The following is a 23811-nucleotide window of genomic DNA, read 5'->3' as shown; positions in this document are numbered from 1 at the left end:
AGTCTAGCTCAGTTTTTTGGATAACAAATCTTCCGCTTTGAGCTGGTGCATACCTGTGGGGAAGGATTGCTGTAATAGTTGTACAATTGACTGATAATGCTCAGGGTGTTGTACAAAGTCTATAGATTGAACATCTAGAATGACGATAGGGATGTCTTTAACCGTCCGAAAATAATCGAAATATGCCTGTTGGATTTTCAGCAAGTAGTTGGGGTCCATCTGTTGCTCGTAATCCCGTCCTCGCTTTTTAATATTTTCCATTAATTTCTCTACGGGTTGGTGTAGATAAAGCAACAAGTCTGGCTTGGGGAAATTAGTGCTTAGGATATTGAACAATCGCTGGAAGAGGCGAAATTCTTCACTTTTGAGGGTGTTCCGAGCAAACAAAAGGGTTTTTATAAAGATATAATCGGAGATGATCCCTTTTTCGAACAATTGGGGTTGGCCTAGCTCTTCTTGTAGTTGCTTATGCCTTTCGGTCATGAAAAACAGCTCAACAGGGAAAGCATAGCGTTCAGAATTTTCGTAAAAGAAGGGCAGGAAGGGATTGTCTGCAAATTCTTCAAGGATTAGCCGTCGGTCGAAATCCTGCGACAGCATGGTGGAAAGCGTAGTTTTGCCTGCGCCAATATTACCTTCAACAACAATAAAAGGGTGGGGGATGGCCGCTTCCTGCATAGTAGTCAATTACTTTCTAATGGTTGAGGGGCTAAGATCGTAAGTTTGGCAGGGAATTAGAAGTTTAGAAGCAAAAATGATAATTTCGTTTGCCGAGAACCATTCAACTATCCAACAAATAAACCACCTAACCAAACACCGATGAAGATGATCTGGCTTATTTCTATTGTTTTGTTGTTGGTTGTCCTATAGTGGGCAGGCCACGCCGACTGGCACCTCAACCGTAACCAGTACAATGAGCCTCCTGTTGGTCAATTAACGAAGGTAGCGGGAACGACTTACAAGGATGCTGCTGGCCGGATTTGGGAGTCGCAACCTGCCAGTAAAAATATTTTCCATCAGCCGGATGATACTCCGGTTACATTACCCACCGAGCCTTTTTTTGCCAAAAACTATTACCAATGATCTTAACCCCCAAAATCAAAGCCTCCATCTCTAGCAGTATCCTCTGCTGGCTGGCAACGACAGATGGAGATGGCCAGCCCAATGTATCGCCCAAGGAGATGTTTATGGCCTTGGGTGATGACCGGATTATCATTGCGAATATAGCTTCTCCTCAGACCGTGAAGAATATCCGGCAGCAGCCTTTGGTGGCGGTGAGCTTTATTGATGTGCTGGTGCAAAAGGGGTATCAGCTAAAGGGAGTAGCCCGAATTGTAGGTAAAGGAGAGGCTGAGTTTAAGGAATTGGCAGCCCCGCTGAAGGAAATGGCGGGTGAGAAATTCCCATTTTCGACGCTAACGGAAATTAGTATTGAAAATGTGAAACCGATCATTGCTCCGCGTTATTTATTGTTTCCGGGAACGACGGAAGAGGAGCAGGTCGCTACTGCACGTAAGCAGTATGGGGTTTGATGGCTATCAATTTGAACTATATAAGTTCATAAAAGAAAATATAAGAACCTCTTTTTTAACTCCTTAAGATATTGGTTTTGGTCTGGACACGCCCAGCCTGGATTATGGGCAATCCATCTTGTTTGAAAGTCACCAAATCTTGAATGGCGAGAATATTCTGGGTTTTGAGAACCTGGAAAACCTGGAGCTTTTGTTTCCCGTTGGAATTTATGTCATTGCTTTGCCGATGAAAATAGCTGGTGGTAGTAATGGCCCGCTGAGGATTGTGGCCTTGGTAAGAGGTCAGCCTAGTAAGGCATGGCTCCTAATGAACAAGCATGAATAAGTGTGTCAGATCCGTGTCTTATCCTAAGGTTCCAGTAAGGGCTTATACCTATAATCACTATCTTTCCCGCTACTTCCTTCAAAACCAACTATCAAGATGAAAAAACTGTTGACGTTTACCTTTTCTCTCTTTTTTATTCTTCTTCAAAGTCAAAGCTTGGAATTGGTGCCTTATGCTACCGGGTTCACTTCGGCGATAGATGTTACCCATGCGGGCGACGATCGGCTGTTTGTTGTAGAACAAAGTGGGCGGATAAAAATTATTGACGGTACCGGAACGGTATTGGCAACGCCTTTCCTGGATATCAGTAGCCTGACGAATAGCGGCGGTGAACGTGGCCTATTAGGACTGGCTTTTCATCCTGACTATGCGAATAATGGCTACTTTTTTGTCAATTATACCGACTTGTCTGGAGAAACCAGAGTGGTACGCTACAGCCGGAGTATGGATGACCCTAATATTGCTGATCCGAATAGCGATATGGAGGTGATCATGATTGATCAAACGCAAGGCAACCATAATGGCGGCTGTATCAAGTTTGGCCCCGATGGCTACCTGTACATTGGTATGGGCGACGGCGGCGGTGGTGGTGATCAACCTAATAATTCGCAAAACACGGGTCTCCTGTTGGGCAAAATGCTGCGTCTGGATGTAGACGGCGAGACACCTTATGAAATTCCGGCCGATAACCCTTTTGTGGATGACGTAGACGTATTGGACGAAATATGGGCTATCGGTTTGCGCAACCCTTGGCGCTTCAGTTTTGATCGGGAAACCGGTGATATGTGGATCGGAGATGTTGGGCAAAATGCCTACGAAGAAATTGATTTTCAGCCTGCGGACAGCCCTGGTGGAGAGAATTATGGCTGGCGTTGTTACGAAGCCGATTCCCCTTACAATTTGAGTGGTTGTGATGGCGATTACGTGTTTCCTGCTTATACGATTCCGCAAACACCAGGTGGGCCTTGTTCGATTACCGGCGGCTTTGTTTATCGGGGAACCGAATTCCCGGAGCTGATTGGGAAATACATCTTTGCTGACTTCTGCTCGCGCGACTTTTTTATGATAGAACCCGATGGCGACGGCGGCTGGATAGGTGAACTGATAGGGGAGTACCCCTATTCCATTACGTCCTTTGGCGAAGGTGCAGATGGCGAGCTTTACTGTACCCATTACGGTGGACAAGTGTTGCAGGTGACTTATGATGCTTGCTCTAGTTTCTCTACCTCTGTTGAAGTGACTAGTGGTGCTTGTGCTGGCGAAACCAACGGCAGCGCAAGTATTGTTGCCAATGGAGGCAATCCTCCTTATACGATTACTCCTTCATTGGACTATGATAACCTCGCTGCCGGAGAGTATACGTTGACCATTAGCGATGATGGTGGTTGTAGTGTACAGGAATCCTTTTTCATCAGCACCTTGCCGCTTCCAGAGGAGCCAATGGTGCTTGTGGATGGGAATACCTTATCTGTTGCAGGTGATTTTACAACTTATCAGTGGTTGTTTGGTGGCGTTGCGATAGAAGGAGCTACCAGTAATACTTATCTCGCTGCTGAAAGTGGCGACTATTCCTTGATCGTAACAGGAGGGAATGGCTGTAGCAATACTTCGCCAGTTGTCAACGTCATGATTGTGGGCTTGGATGCACCTGCTAGCCTTCAAGAACTAAGGCTTACGCCTAACCCTTTTACGACGGAGCTTAAGCTTTCTTTAGCGGTAACGGAGGCTACCAACTTCCAATTGGGTGTTTTTGCACTGGACGGAAAACTGGTTTACGAACGATCAATCAGTGCTTCTGGTCAGATGACGGAAACACTGCCGCTTGAGCATCTTCCAGCCGGTGTCTACTATTTGAAATTATCTAACCAGGAAGGAGAGGTAATACGGAAAGTGGTGAAGCAGTAAAAGATATTAGGTACTAAGTACCTGGTAATATGGGGCATCTCGGATTTTTATTGTCATTAAAATCCGGGTTGACCAATCCAAAAAAAAACTATAGTTAACAAGAAAACCCCGTGATTTCAACTAGTGAAGTCACGGGGTTTTTATACTAAGTACCTTGTACCACGTACCTAATACCACTTATTCCTCTTCCACCACCACAAAGCCATCGGCTAGTGGGTCGAGGACTTCAATGAGGGTGTCAAAAAATGAACGGCCGTAGCGTACGTAGAAGGCGAGGAAGTTATCGTAGCGTTCTTGTAAGCCATTGCCTGGAAAGAGCTTCTCTTTCAGTTTGCGGATCTGGTTGAGGGCGTTTTCGTGTTTTTGCTTTTCGGCGCGCATCAGGCGGCCTTCGAGGTTGTCTACGCTTTTGGCTTGACGGGTATATTCGGCTTCGATGGCTTTTGCCAAAGTGGGGTCGATATCGCGGGCTTTTTGGGCAATGCTGCTGAAAAGAGCCTCCAATTGTTGCTTTTCTTCCTGTATCGTCAGCTCGTTATCGGTTTGGCTATTGACAAATTTCTTGAGCAAGGCTTCTGTTTCGATGAAGAGATCAGCAACGCTGAGGTCTAGCTTGTCCATCCGTTTGACGGTGCCCGAATCTAGCCACAGTAGTGAATTGCGCCGGATCAGCATGGGGAAGTTTAGCCCAAAGTGTGCAAACTGTTCCTTGCGTTCCAGCCAGTAGGCCAACTCGCCACCACCGCCGATGTAGGCGAGGTTGGGCATCACCAATTCCTGGTACAAGGGGCGCATGATCACGTTGGGGCTGAAAAACTCTGGATGGGCTTCCAGTTCGGCCAACAGTTCTTCTTGTGTGAACCCGTAATCGGTGTTAAGCACTTGATAAAGGCCATTTTCCAAGATAATGCGTTCGCGAATTCCATCGCGCAGATAAAATAAGTTAATGTCTCGGGCGTGGGCTTGTCCTGAAAAGCCAGCGGCTTCCAGCGCTGCCTGTGCTTTTTCGATAAAAGCCTGAGAAGGTTGTTCAAGCAATTCCTGTTTCATGATCGGAACAAACAGTCGCTTCAAGGCAGGTTTATTCATATCTATCACAACCAGTCCTTCCTCGGCAAAGAGGGAGTGTACGTAATCGACGGTCGCCATGCCGTATTTATCGTGTCGGGTGTAGGCGTTTTTCAATTCGGTGAAAACCGACTGTGCTTTTTCGCTATCGCCGAGTATTTCTTTAAGTTCGGCTAAAGGTGCTGCTAAGGAGTCGGTCGACATTTGCCCTACGGCACCACTTTCTTCATTTTGCCATTCCAGCGTTTTTCCGAAAAGGTGCAGGTGATTGATCTCCTCAAAGTCGTGGTCTTCGCCTCCAGTGACAAAGACGGGAACAAAATGCTGTTCGGGATAGCGCTCGTTCAATTGCCGCGCCAGATTGATGGTAGAGCAAATTTTGATAATAAAATACAGCGGCCCGGTAAACAAACTCGGCTGGTGAGCCGTAATGATGGTAAAAGTATTACTTTCCCCCAGGCGTTCTATTTGGGTATTGGCTTGGGCGCTTTCGGCCAATTGGCTATATTGATCACGAAGGGCTGTCACCAAGGCCTGGCGGTCAATGGGCGTTTTGCTTTTATCAGCGATTACTTGTGCAAAAGCCTCAATGGTGGTATCGTATTGAAAAAATGGGCGCAACCGTTCGTCGCGAGAAGCATAAGCTACATCACGGGAAGAAAGCTCGTGGATGTCAGTAAATGGAATGCGATGGATTTTCATACCGAGGGGCGAGATTTTTTGCCAGTTGGTGAGGGAATTCTATTTTTGAGCTTTTGGATCAACTCAGTTATACTAAAGTTTTAAACTTCTAAATAGTTGTCAATCGTGGAAAAATATATTCTAGCACTGGATCAGGGAACGACAAGCTCGCGGGCCATTATTTTCAACCACGATGGCAAGATCGTCGATTCCGCTCAGCAGGAGTTTACGCAGATATTTCCGAAACCAGGGTGGGTAGAGCACAATGCTAACGAGATATGGGAAACGCAGCTGGGCGTTGCCCGGCAGGTACTCGCCAAGACAGGCATCAAAGCCTCTCAGCTTTCTGCTGTCGGGATTACCAATCAGCGGGAAACGACCCTCGTTTGGGATCGCCAAACCGGAGAACCTATCCATAACGCTATCGTTTGGCAAGACCGGCGGACAGCTGCTTTTTGTGATGAACTTAAAGCCAATGGGCATGCCGATTACATTCGTGAAAATACGGGCCTGGTGGTAGACGCCTACTTTAGTGGCACCAAAGTTCGCTGGATACTTAATCAGGTGGAAGGTGCTAAAGAACGCGCCGAAAAAGGAGAACTGTGTTTTGGAACCATCGACAGCTGGTTGGTTTATAAGCTGACAGGCGGTAAGGTGCATGCTACGGATTATTCCAATGCTTCCCGTACCATGCTTTACAATATTAAAAACCTGGAATGGGATAGAAAGCTGCTAGAACTCATGGGCGTTCCTGCCGCGATTTTGCCAGCAGTGAAGCCTTCCAGCGGCTTGTTTGGCGAGGCTGTTGCGGATTTGCTAGGTGCAGCTGTTCCTATTGCGGGGATTGCCGGCGACCAGCAGGCGGCGCTCTTTGGGCAGGTGTGCCATGAGCCAGGGATGGCCAAGAATACCTATGGCACCGGTTGCTTTATGTTGATGAATACAGGCACGAAACTGGTTCACTCCAAGGCTGGGTTGTTGAGCACTATCGCTTGGGGATTGAACGGAGAGGTGACTTACGCACTGGAAGGCAGTGTTTTTATAGCCGGTGCTGCCATTCAGTGGTTGCGTGATGGATTGAAACTGATCGATGATGCGCCCGACTCGGAATATTATGCGATGAAGCGCAGCAGTTCGGAGGGCGTATATGTGGTGCCTGCCTTCGCGGGGCTGGGGGCTCCCTACTGGGATATGTATGCCCGCGGGGCTATCTTTGGCCTCACCCGAGGAACGAGTAAAAGCCACCTGATTCGCGCCACGCTAGAGTCGTTGGCATTCCAAACCAAGGATGTGCTGGATGCTATGGAGAAAGATGCGGGCCGACCACTCACAACGCTCAAAGTGGATGGAGGTGCCAGTGCCAATAATTTGCTCATGCAGTTTCAGGCGGACATGCTGGATGTGCCAGTAGAGCGGCCGTCGATTATTGAAACCACGGCACTGGGAGCTGCTTACCTGGCAGGAATTGCGGTAGGCTATTGGTCACAGGAAGAACTTGCCGCCAAATGGCAACTGGATGCCAGCTTCTCGCCTGATATGACTTCTGTGGACCGCACCAAATTGTATAAAGGTTGGCAAAAAGCGGTAAAACGCACCATGGATTGGGAAGATAAGGAGGAGGCTTAGCGATGAGTTATATGCTATTGGAATATCAAAATCATAATCTAAAGTGAGTAAGTTTAAAAGCATAGACAAAAAAATTAAACAGGTAGCCGAAGAGCTCAATGCTAGACTTTCGATTGATAGACCGAACTATGCTCATCCATTAAGAACTTTCGAGGAAAGAAGAATAGATTGGATTGATGGGGAAGTAAATAAGGCAATCATTATTCAGCCACATTTTAGCTCTACAGGGGTGGACTCATCAAAATGGTATTTAATGAATGTTGCATGGATAAAAAAGAAGGGGATTGCGCAAAAGCCTGGTTGGAGAAAAACCTTGGTAGATAAAGAGGACTTTAAAGAAATTGAATCTAGAATAGATGAACTTTTAGACAAGTCTGTGTCAAACTTACGATCTGTTAGCATAACAGATGTTCAAAATCTATCGAAGGAGGGGCTTCATTGAAGTGACAGAATAGCTTATTCTTATACCGCTACTAACCACTACCTGACAAACTTTTCAACAACCAAAGATATGCTGGCATTCAAAAAACGCATCTTCTTTCTAATCGACGAAAAAGGGCGCAAGGAATCTCCCTGGAATCGCTTCTTCCATCTGTCGATCATGACATTGATCTTGCTCAGTGTGACGGGGATAATATTGGAATCCTTTGGGCCACTGCGTGACCGTTACGGAAAAGTTTTCCAATGGTTTGAATTGGTTACAATTATGGTTTTTTCCATAGAATACCTTCTCCGTATCTGGACGGCGGATCTTAAGTTTACCGAGGATACGTCCTGGCGAGCGAGGCTACGGTTTATGCTATCCCCAATGGGGTTGATTGACTTGTTAGCGATTCTTCCGTTTTATTTACCGTTTTTCTTCCAGTTCGATTTGCGGTTTATTCGGATTCTACGGATCACACGCTTGTTGCGCATCTTTAAACTCAACCGCTACACCCGAGCTTTAGGGCTTTTTACCAGTGTTTTCTTTGAAAAGCGCAATGAGTTGGGGATTACCATGTTTGTTATGTTCCTGCTGTTGCTGATGTCATCAACGATTATGTACTACCTCGAAAGTGATGTTCAGCCCGATCAATTTCCTGATATTATTTCTACTTTTTGGTGGTCGGTCGCTACCCTTACGACGGTAGGTTACGGTGATGTGTACCCCATTACGGGCTGGGGCAAACTGGTAAGTGGTATTATCGCAATTCTTGGTATTGGTTTGGTGGCCTTACCTACGGGTATTTTGAGCGCCGGGTTTATTGAAAAAATAGAAGACAAGCATAAAAAAGAGGCAGAAGAGGCAGCTGATCAGACCAAGCCTTTTAAGTATTGCCCTCATTGTGGGGAGAAATTATGAAAGTCCAGCTAAATATCATTCTTGTATTTTCTACCAATTGGAACAAGGTTTCCAGCCACTTCTACTTCCTGTGCACTTCGCTTCTGGATATGCTGTTGATTGATAATAAATGACCGGTGGCAACGGGTAAATTGATTAGGTAGCTCTTCTTCGAGGCGGGTAAGGCTGGTGCGTTGAAGCAACCGACCACGCGCCGTATGGAAAATCGCGTAGTTACTGTCGCTTTCCACAAAAAATACTTCTTCCGGGGATAGAAAGACCTCCTGCTGGCCATCTTTTACTTTGATGCTGGAAACAGAAAACTTGGAGAATGATTTCCACTGAATAATAACACCTAGGACCAAAGCTGGTAAGTAAAAGAAAAGGGTGTTCATGATTATAGCACCCAAGAAAATATCCAGGTAAATAGGAATGCTCAGGTAATTATAGAAAAGTAGGAAAAATCCTGTATCCAATTGGCTTTCCACTAAGCACACCATTCCTAATAGTGGCAGTGAGCGGCGAAAAAAATGATGGAAATCTGGCTTGCCTTGGCTGGTTATCAAATGAACCGTACCATAGAACAAAAAGGCATTGAGGAGTGCGCCGTAGAGGCTGGGGATTAGCAAGGAGTAATCGTCGCTATGAAAATTACCAATGGTTACTTTCCATGTAGGAAGATTGATGATGACCAAGCCGATGAACCAAAGAAGTTTGTGTATCCACCTGGTTTGTGGAGAAAGCTGATTCAAGACTTTTGTAATTCCAATAAATATTTGCTTGGTCGTTGACATACAATTCTCAGTTGTTTATCCCACTCGCTTTTTTGAGTCGATTTTTTGGTACTAATTCGCAAAAAAAAAATCACTCAAAGATTAACAAGATGAAAAATTACTATTGCTTACTCTTCCTGCTTGTGTACTCCCTTGGCAATGCTCAGGTGGAAACTATATTTACCCGTGCTGCGCAGTATGGTCACTTCAATGGAGTCGTCATCGTTCAGGATTCAGCACAAAGACAGTATGAAATCTGTAAAGGTGACGCCCGCCCCGGAATTCCTATCACTACAGATACGCCTTTTGATATCGGATCATTGACCAAACAGTTTACGGCGGCAGCTATTCTGCAATTGGTGGTCGATGGTAAAGTTGATCTACACACGCCTGTCAATCAGTATCTTGGCGATCTGGCAAGTAAACGCTGGCGCAAAGTTACACTCCATCATTTACTCACACACACCAGCGGTATCCCTAGTTTGTACCAGACAGAACAGGGGCTTGATGTATTTTTCCCTGAGGCGGGGCCAATCACCAGAGCAACGCTTGTCAACCGTTTTCGATTCGCCAAGCTACAATTTTCTCCAGGGGAGGAGTTTGCCTACAGTAACTCTGGCTACATCCTACTAGCAGTGGTGGTAGAGGAAATGTCTGGTTTATCTTTTGGTGATTTTTTGAACCAGAAGATTTTTCAACCCTACGGGCTAACGTCCACAAGTTGGGGCGCTGCCTCAGGGGCCGCGCTTCCGTACTACGGTTTTCGTGTTGATTTGCAGCGTGCTGCTCCGATACATCACCCTTCGTGGATGGTCGGTGCTGGTGGTGTTTATGCATCGGCGGAAGACTTGGCTCGATGGATAGAGGTTATTCAGTCTGACACGTTTTTGAATGGAACGTTGAGAGATGAATATTTGCGTTCGCACACACGAGCAGGAGCGTCGGCTACTTATGCCTATGGGTGGCAACGATCTACAGAAGGTTATGTGGAACACGATGGCATAAATACCGGATTTGCAGCTTTTGTAAGCTTTGACCCCACAACACGGCAGCAAGTTATTATATTGACCAATCGGGGTTTTGAATCCATTCACCTTTACGGAAATAGTGCTGACAAAATTCGCGAGTGGGCCACTTCTATTTGGGCTGATCTGAACGGTGAACCAGCTGAGATGTTACCCGCTAAAGTAGACCGAGCGCTTGCTCATGGGGCATTTGTGTTGCCAGATGGTGATACGTTGCACCTGACCCCCGTTGATACCGTAATTCGTTTGACTATCAAGAACCGTTATCCTAGCAGGATTGTCACTAATACTCCTCTTTCTGAAACTACTGAAATGGGAGAGAAAATGTCGAAACTCTGCAAACTTTTGCAGCGTGGCAAATATTGGAAAGTCGGCAAGTATTGTGATGGTGAGATGAAACTCGTTACTTATACAGGGCTTCTCTCCGTTGGGGTTAATATGATGAAAAAAAGAGTAGGAGACCTTGAGGAAATAATCCCTTATTTCGTCAATGAAGCGTATGGCTTGGCGCGAATGAATGGATCAGAGGGGGTGCAGGATATCATTTTTTATTTTGATGAGGAAGGGCGAGTTCAAGGTATGTTTGAATACGAGTTCTACCTTCCGGAAAAACAAGTAGAGATGTATGCTTATCCTGTGAAGAATGGCTTCTACCTGGATGGGTTTCCTGATGGCGAAGACGCACTGGAATTCTCTTGGAAAAATGATTCCCTTTATTTTCAGCAACATGGCCGGACGGTTGTTTTAACAAAACGCTAATCAAATCAGGGAAAACTTTAGCAACAATAGAACCTGTCTGCTAATTTAAGTGTACTATTGAGAATTACCAATACAGGGAATTTCGAAGATGCATTTAACCATTGAGAATATTTTATTGATAGGGTCCTCGCTATTATTGATCAGCGTAATTGCAGGAAAGACTTCCTATAAGTTTGGTGTCCCAACATTAATATTATTCCTAGCGATAGGAATGTTGGCAGGTTCTGACGGAATAGGAGGGATTGATTTTGACGATCCCAAGATGGCCCAGTTTGTAGGGGTAGTATCTCTGAATTTCATTTTGTTTTCCGGTGGCCTTGATACGAATTGGAATACAGTAAAGCCGGTTCTCAAGGAAGGGTTGGTTCTTTCTACATTGGGCGTTTTTTTGACTGCTGTTTCACTAGGGACCTTCGTTTGGTATGTCTCAGACTTCACTATTTACGAAAGTTTGCTGTTGGGAGCTATTGTGTCTTCTACGGATGCAGCGGCTGTGTTTTCCATTTTGAGGTCAAAGAATATTGCGCTAAAGACCAATTTGCGGCCTACGCTGGAGTTGGAAAGCGGGAGTAACGATCCTATGGCTTATGTGCTGACGATTGCTTTTCTGTCGTTGGTGGTTAATCCTGAGCAAGGGATTCTTATGATCGTCCCGTTTTTTCTGCAGCAAATGATTTTAGGGGGCATTGCCGGTTTGGCTTTTGGGTATGCCAGTAAATACGTAATCAACAAAATTCGCCTTGATTTCGAAGGACTTTACCCTGTATTGGTGATAGCGCTGATGTTTATCACTTTCTCTGGAACGGATGCCATTGGCGGCAATGGTTTTCTTGCTATTTATATTTGTGCCGTCTATTTAGGCAACCAGGATTTGATCCATAAAAAGACCATCCTGAAGATGTTTGATGGGTTGGCGTGGCTAATGCAAATTGTACTATTCCTAACGCTAGGACTTTTGGTGTTTCCTACAGAGATTGTCCCACTGATTGGATTTGGACTGGTTATTTCCCTATTTCTTATTTTTATCGCCCGTCCGCTGGCCATTTTTCTCAGTTTGTCGTTTTTCAAGATGAAGAATAAAAGGCGGTTTTATATCTCCTGGGTGGGGTTACGAGGAGCAGTACCCATTGTTTTTGCGACGTATCCCTTGTTGGCTGGTATTGAGAAAGCAGATATGATTTTCAATGTAGTTTTCTTTATTTCTGTTACTTCTATTCTGTTACAAGGCACGACCCTTTCGGTAGTTGCGAAATGGCTGAAGGTATCTATCCCGGAGACGTCAAAAAAGCTCAATCCCACAGATATGCTATTGGCGGATTACCCCAAAGCAGGTATGGAAGAAATAAAAATAGCTGCGGGCGATTTTGCTGTTGGCAAAGAGATAGTGGACCTGCATTTTCCGAGTAATCTGCTCATTGCCATGATCAAACGCCAGGGGAAATACATTATTCCTAAAGGATCTACGGTGATAGAGCCAGCAGATGAGTTGCTTATATTGGCTGATGACGAAGCATCAATAGAAAACGTCAGGAAAGATTTAGTGCAGGGAGGTTAGTGTGTTCGGCCAGAGGGGAGATTTGCGGTATAAAAATATAGACCTAATGGCTACAAAATATTGATAATTACTTAGTTTTGCCCCGTGAAAAATATTCTTAAATTCTGTGGTATTATTGCCTTAACGGCGATCTATGGTATTGCACTCAGTGTAAGCAATATCGAGTATACGGAGTTTAGGCTTGCTGACAAACCAGCAACGGAAAAAGGATTCTTTTCACCCGTCGTAAATGGCTTGTTCAGCCATACAAATCCTGCCGAAAGCATAGGCGGTCATTCAACGTATTTTTCGTCACCTGCACAGAAGAGTTCGTACCACGGGTATTGGCACTTGACGAAGCAAGCCTATCGACTTTTTAACGCTTTCTTCCTTCAGTATAAAAATAGCATCAATACTTTTCCTGAGAAATCTCGGAAGGCAGATGGTATTTTTCCCTTCCACTATTTTTGGTGATTGTTTATAGAACTACCCCAAAAAGCTTAGCGCTTTTGGGACAAGAATTCTAAATATAAGCCTGTTACAGAGAGAGATAGGATAAACACCTGATAGCTGTTTACTCCCTCTGCCCAAATATGCTGTTTGCTACGGTATAGTTGCTCCATTTAACAGGTCAGAGTGTGTTGGGGGATTTCCCAATACGCTCTAAATCAATCATCGTTTTAGAAAAATATATGTTTATGGAAATCGGAACAGCCATTGTTGGTCTTGTTTTAATAGCCATTGTAGTGGTGCCATTTTTAATGATTAGTAAGGGTAAAAAGGATAAAGAAAAGCGAATGCTTCATTTGCTTACCACAGAAGCTAATCGGGTTGAATGTACAATTACTGAATATGAGTCTTGTGGGAATATAATAATAGGTATTGACCAGGAAGCCGGGATGGTTTTCTTTGTTAAGACCAAAGGAGATGATTCTTTTTCAGAAGCAGTAAATCTTGCTGGTTTTCAGTCTTGTGAAATTGTGGCTAGAAATCGAAACAGGGGAGGAGCGAGTAATGATAGTGTAATTGATAAACTGGAGTTACTTTTTAGGTCAACCACTTCGGGTAAAGCTGATCTTGCATTGGAATTTTATAATGGTGCAGAGAATTTTCAGCTTAATGATGAACTTACAGTCATGAAGAAATGGGCGAAAAGTATTAATAACGAACTGCTTATAAAGGCATAAATGATCATATTACTTCCGGGCAGGTTTACGAACCTGCCCGGAAATGATTCAGTATATAATACCTGCCTCTATCCGAATATTATCTAGCAACTGCGTCATGCGGTAGCTGAAATCGAGTGGCAATTCCGGACATTCAATCAAGCCGGCAGCAAGGCATTCTTGTACGCGTATAGCCTCGTAGCTGTACCCGTGCGTGGTGTGCTCAAAAAAGTAGTTGTCTGGCCCTTGGTCGGGCATCAATACACTGAAATGGCTGGGTTCGTGCCAGCGCCCGTGCCAATGAATACTGCCCTTGCTACCGTGGATGAAAGCCTCTGTTTTAGTGTTGGCGCCAAAGGTGCAGTGCAAGTTGGCGATCTGATCACCGGGGTAGCTCAAGATGATGCTTGTTTCGGTATCAACACCCGTAGGAGCTAACCGAGCAGCTGCTTGAATCTTCGTAGGTGTACCCAAAAGGAGTTGAGATAGAAAAACGGGATACAAGCCTATATCGAGTAGTGATCCGCCACCAAGCGCTGGATTAAATAACCTGCTTTCCAAGTCCATCGTTTTGGCGCGAAAGCCAAAGTCTGCTTTTACACTTTGGACGATACCAATGACATCTTCCTCGATCAATTCGAGAATTTTCTTGGTCGTAGGCAGGAAGCGCGTCCAGATGGCTTCCATGAGGAATACCTTTTTTGTTTGCGCCAAATCGCGCATTTGGGCAGCTTCCGCTTGGTTCATCGCCCAAGGCTTTTCGCAAAGCACGGCTTTCCCTGCCTCCAGGCATTGGAGGGTATAGGTGCAGTGAGAAGTGTGGGGTGTTGCGATGTAGACGACGTCTAATTCGGGCAATGCCAGCATATCAGCTACGTCCGTAAAAGTGTGTGGAGCATTGTAGACATCGGCGAAACGTTGGGCGCGTTCTTGGTTTCTGCCAGCAATGGCAAAAAGCTGCGCGTTGGGCACCTGCTCCAGATCTTGGGCAAATTGGTGGGCTATTTTTCCGGGGCCGATAATGCCCCAGCGGAAAGTCTTTTGCATGATGGTTACTGTTGTCCGTAGGTTTTCTCAATTTTATCAGCCAGGGTCTGTGCGTGGCCTTCTTCGGCCTCATAAGACCAACCGGCAATGTGTGGGTTTAGCACCACGTTGGGCAGCTCCAGCAAACGGTGGAAGGCCGCGGGCTGTAGCTTCGGGTCGAGATGTACAAAAGATTGATCTTCGTACTCAATCACATCTAGTGCGGCTCCGCTTACCCGGCCGTCATCAAGGGCTTGTACGAGATCGTCGGTCTTTACGACCAGTCCGCGAGCGGTATTTACCAACCAGATAGGGTGTTGGAAGCCCGCAAGGTATGCTGCATCCACCAGGTGGTGGTTTTCGGGCAAGTAAGGAATGTGCAAGCTAAGGATGTCTGCCTGTTCTTTTAATTCTTCCAGACTTACGGCGCTGGCATATTCATCGCCATAATTGGTTTTGAATTTATCGTAGGCGATGACTTTACAACTGAAACCTTGCAAACGGCGGGCAAAAGCCTGTCCCATATTACCATAGCCAATGATCCCTACGGTTTTCCCTTTTATTTCATGGCCACGGTTACCGCCCCTGATCCATTTGCCCTGCCGTACTTGGCGGTCGGCCCGAGCGAGGTGGTTCATGAGCATAAGCAACAAACCAATGGTATGCTCACCTACGGCATCACGGCTACCTTCTGGAGAGGTAAAAACAGTGATGTTACGCTGGGCAGCATAGTCCAAATCAATATGCTCTACGCCTACGCCAGAACGAGCAACAAACACGAGTTGCGTTGCTGCATCCAAAAAATTCCGGTCAATATTAAAACGGCTACGGATGACGATACCGAAAGCTTGTGGCAAAACAGCAAAAACCTGATCTTCGGGTGCCTCCTGCATATCTCGACAATCATACCCCAAGGCAGTCAGGCGCTCCCATAGCACGGGTTCTGTAGGAGCGAGGAAAAGAACAATGGGTGCAGGGTTGTTAGTCATGATATTTGTTGTTAAGAATAAAGGCTTTATTGTTCATTGAACTGAATCCATGAATACGCATGGTGCCAGGCGAAGATCAGATGGCGCTTTGGAGGTTCCCCGTTTGGGGTCGTCAAAGTCTTTGAACCTGGTACTTGGCACAGTGGTATTTGCTTTGGATTCTTCTGCTTTTTAGTGAGATAACAAGCTCTAAACCTCACACTACTTTGACAAAAGTCCTGCAATATCGGCAGGCGAATAGTTGATAGATTTCAGTGTTTTGTTATCGCCTTCGCGGTATACCAACCAATGATCACCCGATTGTTGAATGTAGCATTGGGTGCCTTTTTTGCGGTAGTGTTCGGCGGTGGCTTCGGCTTCGGCTTCGGTAGCACAGGTTTTACTCATGTTAGAGCGTTGAACTTCGTCGAAAAGCTCACGGAATTTATCGCCTAAACCAAATTCCAGGACAGCGCCGGAAAGTACATACTGAATATCGCAGAGGGCATCAGCTACTTCTACCAAGTCGTTTGCAGCGATGGCGTCTTCGAGCTCCTGTAGCTCTTCTTGCAAAAGAGAAACCCGCAACTGACACCGTTCAGGAGCAGGAATTAAGGGGGTTTTTTCAATAGGGTGTTTGAAGGTGCGATGAAAGTCTGCCACCTGGTTTAGTGCATCCAATTGTTCCATTATGGTATATTTTGGGGCAAACATAATTATTATCTTCTTAGCAAGCAGAATGAATAACATTTGTAATGACAGAATTAATCAACTAATCGTACTTTTGCGGCGTTTCTGACTTGCTGGATTCCAGCATATTTCTTCATAAAGCTAGATTGTCTGCCCGTGGCTAACAAATATTCCGACCTAATTGACCAGACCTTCTACTTCCCTCAGGAAGGTTTTGAGTTTGAGGATAACTATCTTGAATTTCACGGTATTCCCCTCATTCATTTGATTGAAAAATATGGTACTCCTTTTAAGGTAACTTATTTACCTAAAATTGGTACCCAGATCAAACGTGCGCGTAATCTTTTCAACCGCGCAATGCGATCGCTGGGGTATGCAGGGAAATATCACTACTGTTATTGTACAAAAAGTAACCACTTTAGTTACGTACTCAATGAGGTATTGGATCAAGGGGTCAATTTAGAAACCTCTTCGGCCTTTGACGTGGACCTTATTCGTAAACTTTACGAAAAAGGAAAGATCGATAAAACAACAACCATCGTTTGTAATGGCTTTAAGCCCCAGCGTTATCTGGAGCGGATAGTAGGCCTTATCAACGACGGTTTTGAAAACGTGATTCCTGTTTGTGACAACAAAGAGGAAGTCGATTATTATTCTGCTCACGTTGAGGGTAAATGTAATTTGGGAATTCGCGTAGCTACCGAGGAAGAACCCAATTTTGAGTTTTATACCTCACGGCTGGGGATTCGGGCAGCAGAAGTAGTACCTTTTTACGAAGAGAAAGTCAAGAATAACCCCAAGTTTAAACTGAAATTATTACACTTCTTTGTTGATACAGGTATCAAAGATAGCCTGTATTACTGGGGCGAATTGCGCAAAGCTCTCAAGATTTATTGTGAACTTTGGCAGCATAACGAAGAACTTCACGCCATCAATATTGGCGGAGGTATGCCTATCCGTAATAGTCTTGGTTTTGAATTCGATTATAAATATATGGTGCGGGAGATTGTCAACAATATCCTGGTAGCTTGTGAAGAAGCGGACGTTCCTGAACCTGATATTTTTACCGAATTCGGAAAATACACGGTTGGTGAAAGTACGGCGACGGTCTTCAGTGTATTGACACAGAAACAGCAGAACGATTCGGAAATGTGGTACATGATCGACGGGTCGTTGATGACTTGCCTGCCCGACGCCTGGGGAATAGGAGAGCGTTTCGTTCTATTGCCTATCAACAAATGGAATAATGAATATCGCCGGGTGAACATCGGCGGATTGACCTGTGATAACTCCGATTATTACAATTCTGAAATTCACGAAAGTCAGGTGTATTTACCCATCATTGATCCTACAAAGGAAAAGGAGCCTCTCTATCTTGGGTTTTTTCACACGGGCGCTTATCAGGATAATATTTCTGGTTACGGAGGTATCAAGCACTGCCTGATTCCTTCTCCCAAACATATCCTTATTGATCGGGATAAAGAAGGAAACCTTGTCTCTACCCTCTATCGGGAAGAACAGTCGCCGGAGAGTATGTTGGAAATATTGGGGTACTAGGGGTTTTTATTGTCAAAAACATTAATCAGCCCTTACCTCTTTTAAATGAGGTAAGGGCTGTTGTTTTAGGTACTTAATGACCTTGTAATTGTTATTATGGTTTAGCGGAGTTTCGATGAGAAAGTCTTTTTGCCAACTTTCGGACAGCTACAGCTATTTACTATTCGCTTATATTAGCTTTTTATTATAGAGAAGCGTATTTGCTTGTGTTAAAGCAGATCATAAGTGCATGTTCTTATTTGTAGTTGAGTTAAAATTACCCCGATGAAGTATTGGTTCCTGATAGTAAACTTCGTTTGTTTTTTTGCGGTCAGCCTGCTTGCCCAAGAGCCATTGGATTGTGATGGAACCGTTTATTGTATCATTGAACCTACTAATGAGTTTGGTCGTGTTTTTATTAATCCGGCCAATAACAGTGTTTCCTTAATTCCAATAAATAGCTTGGGTGCCTTGGATATTCATGCCATTGGTTACCGAAGCACAGATCAGTTGATCTACGGAGTGGGACGAACAGATCATCGGCTCTATCGGATTGATGCCTTAGGGGATGTGGAGGATTTAGGACCACTGGCTTTGGGTAATAACCTGGTGTATGAAGCTGCCGGAGTTACTCCCAACGGAGAGTTCCTGTATACCACGGGTTCTCTTAATGGCATAGATCAACACCTTGCGAGGGTCAACCTAAACGACTTCAGCGTGACGATTCTGCCGGTGGCCGGAAACATCAATTTACTTGATATTGCTTTCCATCCCTACACGGGAGATATGTGGGCGTATGATTTTAATAATCAATCTTTTTTATCGCTAAACCTGGGCACTTTAATGTTTACGGGGTATAATGTCACCTTGTTTGAGAATAAAATCCAGGGCGTCTACATTGATGCTTCGGGCAAGATTTATGGTTATGGGACCTCTGCCTTTGGCGTAGCGGGGGCTATTTTTGATCTCCCTCCGGAAACCGGGCAGGAAAACCGCCGAATTACCGGGCCAGTAGGCATTATTACCGATTTGGCAGGATGCCCTTACGGCTTGGAGGTATTGGCCGATGCGGCACCGAAAACACTCTTTCCTTGTGAGGAGTTGGAGTTTACCTATTTAGTAGGAAATGGTACCGGAGGCGACCTGCCGGGTGTTGATTTTGAGCACAATTTCCCCGCTGGTTTTAATGTTCAATCCATCGTCAGAAACCCCTACGGAGGTACAGTCACAGGCATAGGAAGTGATTTTCTACAGATTGATAACATGAGTATCTCTCCTGAGATTGACAGTATTGTCGTTTTGGTAGAGTTGGATGATATTGCAGGTGGACAATATAAAAGTCAGGCAAAACTAACAGGTCTACCTGTTGCTTTGGGGGGGACCCGACTTTCTGATGATTTCAAGACCTTTGCTCCGGGGGATTCTACGTTTGTCAATGTTAACAGGATTGAGGAAGACAGCATTTTTCGTTCTTTTTTCTCTTGTATTGGTAATGAACTGGACCTAGATGCCAGCGAATTTGGTGCAAATATTGAATGGAATACAGGAAGTTCTGATCAGGTAATAACGGTTAATACAGAGGGGCTCTACTATCTTAATGTGGGTGGCGGCTGCCAGGAAGTGTACGTTGAATTCGATGTAACCTATGCCTCCTGTCCGTACACCATCGAAGTACGCCACGAGACGGAACCACGCCAAGCACTGCCATGTAGTGAGGCTGTTTATCACTTTTATATTGAGAATTCTTCAGGTTTTCCGCGTAATGATATCACGTTTATCGACACCTTGCCGCTTGGGTTTACGCCCGTAGAAATTCTTCAAAACCCTTACGGTGGGGCATTGGTCAATACCGGCAATCCTCAGCTGATAAAAATAACGGGGATGAACATTCCTGTAGGTACGGATACACTTGATATCCTGGTAGAAGTGGGCGATCTGCCTCCCGGAGAATACCCCAATCAGGCACGTATCGAAGGGTTTCCGGCAGAGCTAGGTCCATTTCGTCTTTCTGATGACCCCAATACCCAAGCGGTAGATAGTACCATTATTTTTGTACTGGGGGTGCCAACCGATAGTTTTTACGTAGATACCATTATTTGTGCTCGTGCGGAATTGGATCTAAATGCAGCACCTTTTGGTTTCAATTATCTATGGGACAATGGTTCCACTGACTCGATCAGAACCATTACTCAACCAGGCGATTACAATGTGACCATTTTGGATGGTTGTGATCCGTCTTATGTGTTTTTTACCGTTACCGAAGGTACGCCAATTGATCTTTTTGTAGAAGATGAGGTGATGGTGTTTTTGGGTGAATCCTATCAGTTTTTGCCCTCGGTGATCAACTTGGGCGATTCTTTGCTTGTAGAGTGGGTGGCCGAGGTAGACAGTACCTTAAGTTGTTTGGATTGTCTTTCTCCTTTGGCCCGGCCGCTAATTACGACCGTTTATACCCTCAAGGTGAGCAATGGCACCTGTACGGATAGTAGCTTGATAGATTTTGTGGTAGACAACACCCGGCGGGTTTTTGCGCCTAATATCTTTTCAGCCAACCGAGATGGTATTAACGATTGGTTTTACCTCCAAAGTCCGGATTATGGTGTGATAAGAAACCTGCGGATCTATAGCCGATGGGGGAGTATTATATACAGTTCTACAAATAGTGAACTCAATTTTGAGCAAACAGGATGGAACGGAAAAGCAGATAACAACGGGAAGTTTCTTGAACCGGGTGTGTACCTCTGGCAAGCCGAAATCGAATTCCTGGATGGCCTGACGGAGACCTTGTCAGGGGATGTGATGTTGATTCGGTGATCCTTTTGAAGGATGAAAGGGATTACGGGTAGGGTTTTTATCACATAGACATATAGCGAGTGCCTTTTATGACATAGGCACATAGAAGAGGGGGGGACTTAAATGTGTATTTTGTCAAGCTCTTATTGATTTTCCCACAAACAAAACTTATGTGTCTATGTACTGAAAGCCTCTGTGACTATGTGATAAAAAACAATTGCAATCGACATGTTCATTAATCGACTTTTTGGAAGACCAGGATTTCTTTTTTGCCTTCAAATAAGTAGAGTTTCAGTTCCTTGAGACGGTAGGTTTGAGCCTGTTGGAGTAGGGTGAGGAAATTGTTTTCCAACTCCATGAGGTCTCTGCAAAACATCTTAGTGGTACCTACATTGCGGAAGGTGATCTCCTTGCCCATACCATCCATTTGGCCAAAGAACTCGTTACAGCCACCGCTACCAGTGATACGGCCTTCGCCGGGGTAGAGTTCTAGGCGAGGGCGAGGTTTGGTGCGATCTAGTTCTTCTCCATTAATTGTGGTGAGCACCCAAATGTCATGCAGGCGCACATCGAGCGGCGCGAATTTAGAATCTTCAGGAGCGACCTCTGTTACTGTTTTCTTTGCTTTGCAGGCGGTTAGTACTAGGATACCTGCCAGTAGGAAAAGGAAGAGATAGTTTTGCATAGGATTGGTTTTTTGAGACAGCACAAACATAATGATTTGACGGAGAAAAGCCTTACAGAGGCAAACAGATGAGCATTAAATATTTTTTTCAAAAAAATCACAAAAAGCACTTACCTCGCCACACCCTTTTGACATTAACCCACGAAACGGCACTGTTGGAAGATCAACCGTTGCCTATTTACACTTCACTTTTATTTTGAAAAACGGACAAACAAGTCCCCATAAAAACACACATTGATGAAAAATCTATTTTTTGCTTTAATTGCGATGATTGCTTTCACCGTATTTTCTGGTTGTAACAAAGATGACGACGACATGGGCACCACGGTGAAAAACGAATTCACCTATGATGGCACCACTTATAGCTTGGCTAAGGGGTACTTAAATGATGTAGGTCCTAATTTTAATGGCACCCATGATTTTGATGTTTACCTTGCTAGTACCGGGGTTTCAACATCTGGCTCTTCCCTTACAGGAACAGGAGAACTGATTTACCTCGACTTGAATACTAATTCAGCCACCGGGTTGGAAGTGGGTACCTACAATTGGTCAGATACTCGTACCGCATTTTCAATTGTTCCTGGCAGCGAAGCTTATATTGATTATAACTTAGGTAGTTTTACTGGGACGAGGATTTCCGCTACAGCTGGCACTGTAGATATTGCCATTGATGGTATGGAAACAACTGTCACGTTCAACCTTACTACATCAGAGGGAAAGACGGTAACAGGTGAATGGAAGGGCGTACTAGAAGATATCTAATCAGAGCAATCGCCCTCTGAGAACACAATATCCCGAATACCGGCAACTGCTGGTATTCGGGATGTTTGTTTTGAGGTGATAATGCGCTATCCGCTTATCAACGTACGACTTGTAAACGCCGCCTAATTTGCCCATTCTCAAACAACAAACGCAATTGATAGCTACCACTAGCAAAAGGTGTAACCGGTAGCTCGAAGGATTCCGTCGCCCCCTTGGGGATAAGGATATGCACTAGCTGTCCTGCACTATTAATGATTTGTATTTGCTGCAAAAGTTGGCCGCTACGCCAATGTATTTGCGCAACAGTTGTCGCCGGATTAGGATGTAGCTGTAAGCGTAAATTAGCTTCCAATTCATTCACTGCTGTGAGAATACTGATGTCATAATTGACAAGACTATCACAACCGTTTTCGGCAATGAATACATGCTGGATGAGGGTGTCTTGTTGGATGAAAATCCCTTCCCATAAGTCTGGTTCAGCCAATTCTATCGGGATTGTAGTGATTGGGTTAGACAAAACATTAAGGTGATAAAAGGTCGTACTATCGTACGCTGAAAAGACCAGTGTTTCGCGGAGAATGGTATCGTTTGTGATGACCTGGTTGAGGTATTCCTCGCCACTGCAAAGTTCTAGGAATATACTGGCCGACCGCTGTGGCTTGCGGATACGGTGTTGCGTAGTACCGGTACGGATCGGCGCATTAAAATCAAAGAATATATCAGCAAAGTTGAGGATGTCTGTTTCAAAAGGGGTATCTGACTTAGGTTTTATGCGAAAGCTAAAAAAGCCATGACTACCGACTTCGTTGCTGGTGCTGTCCGGTAGGTTGATGTCGAGGAAAATAACACGTAGCACGCGCTCATCGGAGATACGCCAATCGTAATCATGCGAAGCAATGAGTGGACTGAAGGTGCTCAAGTCCAAGTAGGGCGAGAGCGTATCTTCAAGGATTACATTGCGGGCGCGATCACTCCCCACGTTCTGAAACTGGATCGTATAGTCCAGTGGCCATTCACGCTGAATGTAGTGCGCCTCCGTCAAACCAATAGGCAGAGCGGTCTTGTCATTTGGATCGTAAGGCCCAACCACCTCGCGGCAAAGAACCACCCGAAACGGATCGCCAGTACCCGTAGGCAGCAACTCGGGGATATGTGGTGAGTCATCAGAACTACAGTTGTTGGTGAACAAGCCAATGGGAACAGGGTAGGGGTGGCCTACCGTTTGCTGGAGTTGCAAATACCAGGTGTCGTCTCCGGGAGGAAGAGGAATGGTATCGGATTCGCCCGGCCCCAGAATGACGGTGCCATCCAGGTAGAGGATAATATCATCATTGACGATACTTAGTTGATAACTGACGGGCATGGAGGTGGCTCCTTCGCCGGTATTACTGATGCGGTAAGCCGTGGCATCATCGGTGCAAAGTACATTCGCTTCCAGGTTGGCGCCGTCCCAATTGAGAAGCATTTCGTCGCAAAGTTCGTTGGGGGTGATACTGGCCTCGAAGCATACTTCCTCGCCAAGCATTAATTCTTCACAGGCAGGTTCAAACTGAATGCTGAGAAAACCACGTTCGCCAACAGCTACGTCAGCAATGGGAAAGGTAAGCGTGCTATCTGTCGCCATACTCCAGGTCAA

21 protein-coding genes are annotated in these 23811 nt (G+C 45.2%); 13 read left to right on the top strand and 8 right to left on the bottom strand.

The genetic code is table 11. The annotated features are described in order from the left end of the window. Positions 1 to 3 precede the first annotated feature (3 nt). Positions 4 to 678, bottom strand: a complete 675-nt coding sequence (locus ACRBG0_RS25420; RefSeq protein ID WP_431489664.1) for a deoxynucleoside kinase — start codon at positions 676 to 678, stop codon at positions 4 to 6. 401 nt (positions 679 to 1079) lie between these two features. On the opposite strand from ACRBG0_RS25420, the gene ACRBG0_RS25415 reads away from it, so the two are divergent. From ACRBG0_RS25415 to ACRBG0_RS25405, 3 genes are all read left to right on the top strand, one after another. Beyond that, on the top strand, positions 1080 to 1532 hold the full coding sequence (locus ACRBG0_RS25415; protein ID WP_431489644.1) for a pyridoxamine 5'-phosphate oxidase family protein: 453 nt from the start codon (positions 1080 to 1082) through the stop codon (positions 1530 to 1532). A 139-nt stretch (positions 1533 to 1671) separates the two neighbouring features. Then, a complete protein-coding gene (locus tag ACRBG0_RS25410) occupies positions 1672 to 1857 on the top strand; it encodes a hypothetical protein (protein ID WP_431489643.1) in 186 nt (61 codons plus the stop codon). Between the two features lie 96 nt (positions 1858 to 1953). Continuing rightward, the gene (locus ACRBG0_RS25405) at positions 1954 to 3762 is read left to right on the top strand and encodes a PQQ-dependent sugar dehydrogenase (RefSeq protein WP_431489642.1); all 1809 of its coding nucleotides are present in this window, start codon (positions 1954 to 1956) and stop codon (positions 3760 to 3762) included. A gap of 177 nt (positions 3763 to 3939) precedes the next feature. On the opposite strand, the gene bshC is transcribed toward ACRBG0_RS25405, so the two are convergent. Continuing rightward, entirely contained in the window at positions 3940 to 5532 is a 1593-nt protein-coding gene (bshC, locus tag ACRBG0_RS25400) for a bacillithiol biosynthesis cysteine-adding enzyme BshC (protein WP_431489641.1), read from the bottom strand. 102 nt (positions 5533 to 5634) lie between these two features. On the opposite strand from bshC, the gene glpK reads away from it, so the two are divergent. From glpK to ACRBG0_RS25385, 3 genes are all read left to right on the top strand, one after another. Then, positions 5635 to 7137: a glycerol kinase GlpK gene (gene glpK, locus ACRBG0_RS25395; protein ID WP_431489663.1), complete on the top strand. Its 1503-nt coding sequence runs from the start codon at positions 5635 to 5637 to the stop codon at positions 7135 to 7137. Positions 7138 to 7180: 43 nt separating this feature from the next. Beyond that, a complete protein-coding gene (locus tag ACRBG0_RS25390) occupies positions 7181 to 7579 on the top strand; it encodes a hypothetical protein (RefSeq protein WP_431489640.1) in 399 nt (132 codons plus the stop codon). Positions 7580 to 7648: 69 nt separating this feature from the next. Next, positions 7649 to 8479: an ion transporter gene (locus tag ACRBG0_RS25385; protein ID WP_431489639.1), complete on the top strand. Its 831-nt coding sequence runs from the start codon at positions 7649 to 7651 to the stop codon at positions 8477 to 8479. A gap of 8 nt (positions 8480 to 8487) precedes the next feature. On the opposite strand, the gene ACRBG0_RS25380 is transcribed toward ACRBG0_RS25385, so the two are convergent. Further along, positions 8488 to 9252 carry a LytR/AlgR family response regulator transcription factor gene (locus tag ACRBG0_RS25380; protein WP_431489638.1) on the bottom strand — a complete coding sequence of 255 codons (765 nt, stop codon included), beginning with the start codon at positions 9250 to 9252 and terminating at the stop codon, positions 8488 to 8490. Positions 9253 to 9341: 89 nt separating this feature from the next. On the opposite strand from ACRBG0_RS25380, the gene ACRBG0_RS25375 reads away from it, so the two are divergent. The 4 genes from ACRBG0_RS25375 to ACRBG0_RS25360 all read left to right on the top strand — a co-directional run bounded on the left by ACRBG0_RS25375 (position 9342) and on the right by ACRBG0_RS25360 (position 13736). Beyond that, positions 9342 to 11015, top strand: a complete 1674-nt coding sequence (locus ACRBG0_RS25375; RefSeq protein ID WP_431489637.1) for a serine hydrolase domain-containing protein — start codon at positions 9342 to 9344, stop codon at positions 11013 to 11015. Positions 11016 to 11103: 88 nt separating this feature from the next. Next, the gene (locus tag ACRBG0_RS25370; RefSeq protein WP_431489636.1) at positions 11104 to 12570 is read left to right on the top strand and encodes a potassium/proton antiporter; all 1467 of its coding nucleotides are present in this window, start codon (positions 11104 to 11106) and stop codon (positions 12568 to 12570) included. Between the two features lie 84 nt (positions 12571 to 12654). Next, complete coding sequence (locus tag ACRBG0_RS25365; protein ID WP_431489635.1) at positions 12655 to 13023, top strand: hypothetical protein; 369 nt, start codon at positions 12655 to 12657, stop codon at positions 13021 to 13023. A gap of 224 nt (positions 13024 to 13247) precedes the next feature. Beyond that, a complete protein-coding gene (locus ACRBG0_RS25360) occupies positions 13248 to 13736 on the top strand; it encodes a hypothetical protein (protein ID WP_431489634.1) in 489 nt (162 codons plus the stop codon). A gap of 48 nt (positions 13737 to 13784) precedes the next feature. On the opposite strand, the gene ACRBG0_RS25355 is transcribed toward ACRBG0_RS25360, so the two are convergent. The 3 genes from ACRBG0_RS25355 to ACRBG0_RS25345 form a co-directional block, all read right to left on the bottom strand. Beyond that, positions 13785 to 14762 carry a Gfo/Idh/MocA family protein gene (locus tag ACRBG0_RS25355; RefSeq protein ID WP_431489633.1) on the bottom strand — a complete coding sequence of 326 codons (978 nt, stop codon included), beginning with the start codon at positions 14760 to 14762 and terminating at the stop codon, positions 13785 to 13787. Positions 14763 to 14767: 5 nt separating this feature from the next. Further along, the gene (locus ACRBG0_RS25350) at positions 14768 to 15730 is read right to left on the bottom strand and encodes an NAD(P)-dependent oxidoreductase (RefSeq protein ID WP_431489632.1); all 963 of its coding nucleotides are present in this window, start codon (positions 15728 to 15730) and stop codon (positions 14768 to 14770) included. Between the two features lie 201 nt (positions 15731 to 15931). Continuing rightward, a complete protein-coding gene (locus tag ACRBG0_RS25345) occupies positions 15932 to 16399 on the bottom strand; it encodes a hypothetical protein (RefSeq protein WP_431489631.1) in 468 nt (155 codons plus the stop codon). A 156-nt stretch (positions 16400 to 16555) separates the two neighbouring features. Here ACRBG0_RS25345 and ACRBG0_RS25340 point away from each other — a divergent pair, with 156 nt between their 5' ends. Both ACRBG0_RS25340 and ACRBG0_RS25335 read left to right on the top strand, forming a co-directional pair. Beyond that, the gene (locus ACRBG0_RS25340) at positions 16556 to 17956 is read left to right on the top strand and encodes an arginine decarboxylase (protein WP_431489630.1); all 1401 of its coding nucleotides are present in this window, start codon (positions 16556 to 16558) and stop codon (positions 17954 to 17956) included. A 264-nt stretch (positions 17957 to 18220) separates the two neighbouring features. Next, positions 18221 to 20749, top strand: coding sequence for a gliding motility-associated C-terminal domain-containing protein (locus tag ACRBG0_RS25335; RefSeq protein WP_431489629.1), 2529 nt, complete (start codon positions 18221 to 18223; stop codon positions 20747 to 20749). Between the two features lie 214 nt (positions 20750 to 20963). Here ACRBG0_RS25335 and ACRBG0_RS25330 read toward each other — a convergent pair whose 3' ends face one another. Next, complete coding sequence (locus tag ACRBG0_RS25330; protein ID WP_431489628.1) at positions 20964 to 21413, bottom strand: META domain-containing protein; 450 nt, start codon at positions 21411 to 21413, stop codon at positions 20964 to 20966. 237 nt (positions 21414 to 21650) lie between these two features. On the opposite strand from ACRBG0_RS25330, the gene ACRBG0_RS25325 reads away from it, so the two are divergent. Beyond that, positions 21651 to 22175 (top strand): hypothetical protein, encoded by a 525-nt coding sequence (locus ACRBG0_RS25325; RefSeq protein ID WP_431489627.1) that lies wholly within the window; start codon positions 21651 to 21653, stop codon positions 22173 to 22175. 97 nt (positions 22176 to 22272) lie between these two features. Here the strand turns inward: ACRBG0_RS25325 and ACRBG0_RS25320 are convergent. Beyond that, positions 22273 to 23811: DUF7619 domain-containing protein (locus ACRBG0_RS25320; protein ID WP_431489626.1), on the bottom strand; the 1539-nt coding region annotated here is incomplete at its 5' end.

Source organism: Lewinella sp., from assembly GCF_050633125.1.
Taxonomy (GTDB): Bacteria; Bacteroidota; Bacteroidia; order Chitinophagales; family Saprospiraceae; genus Lewinella.
This window is presented reverse-complemented; position numbering and strand designations above follow the sequence as displayed.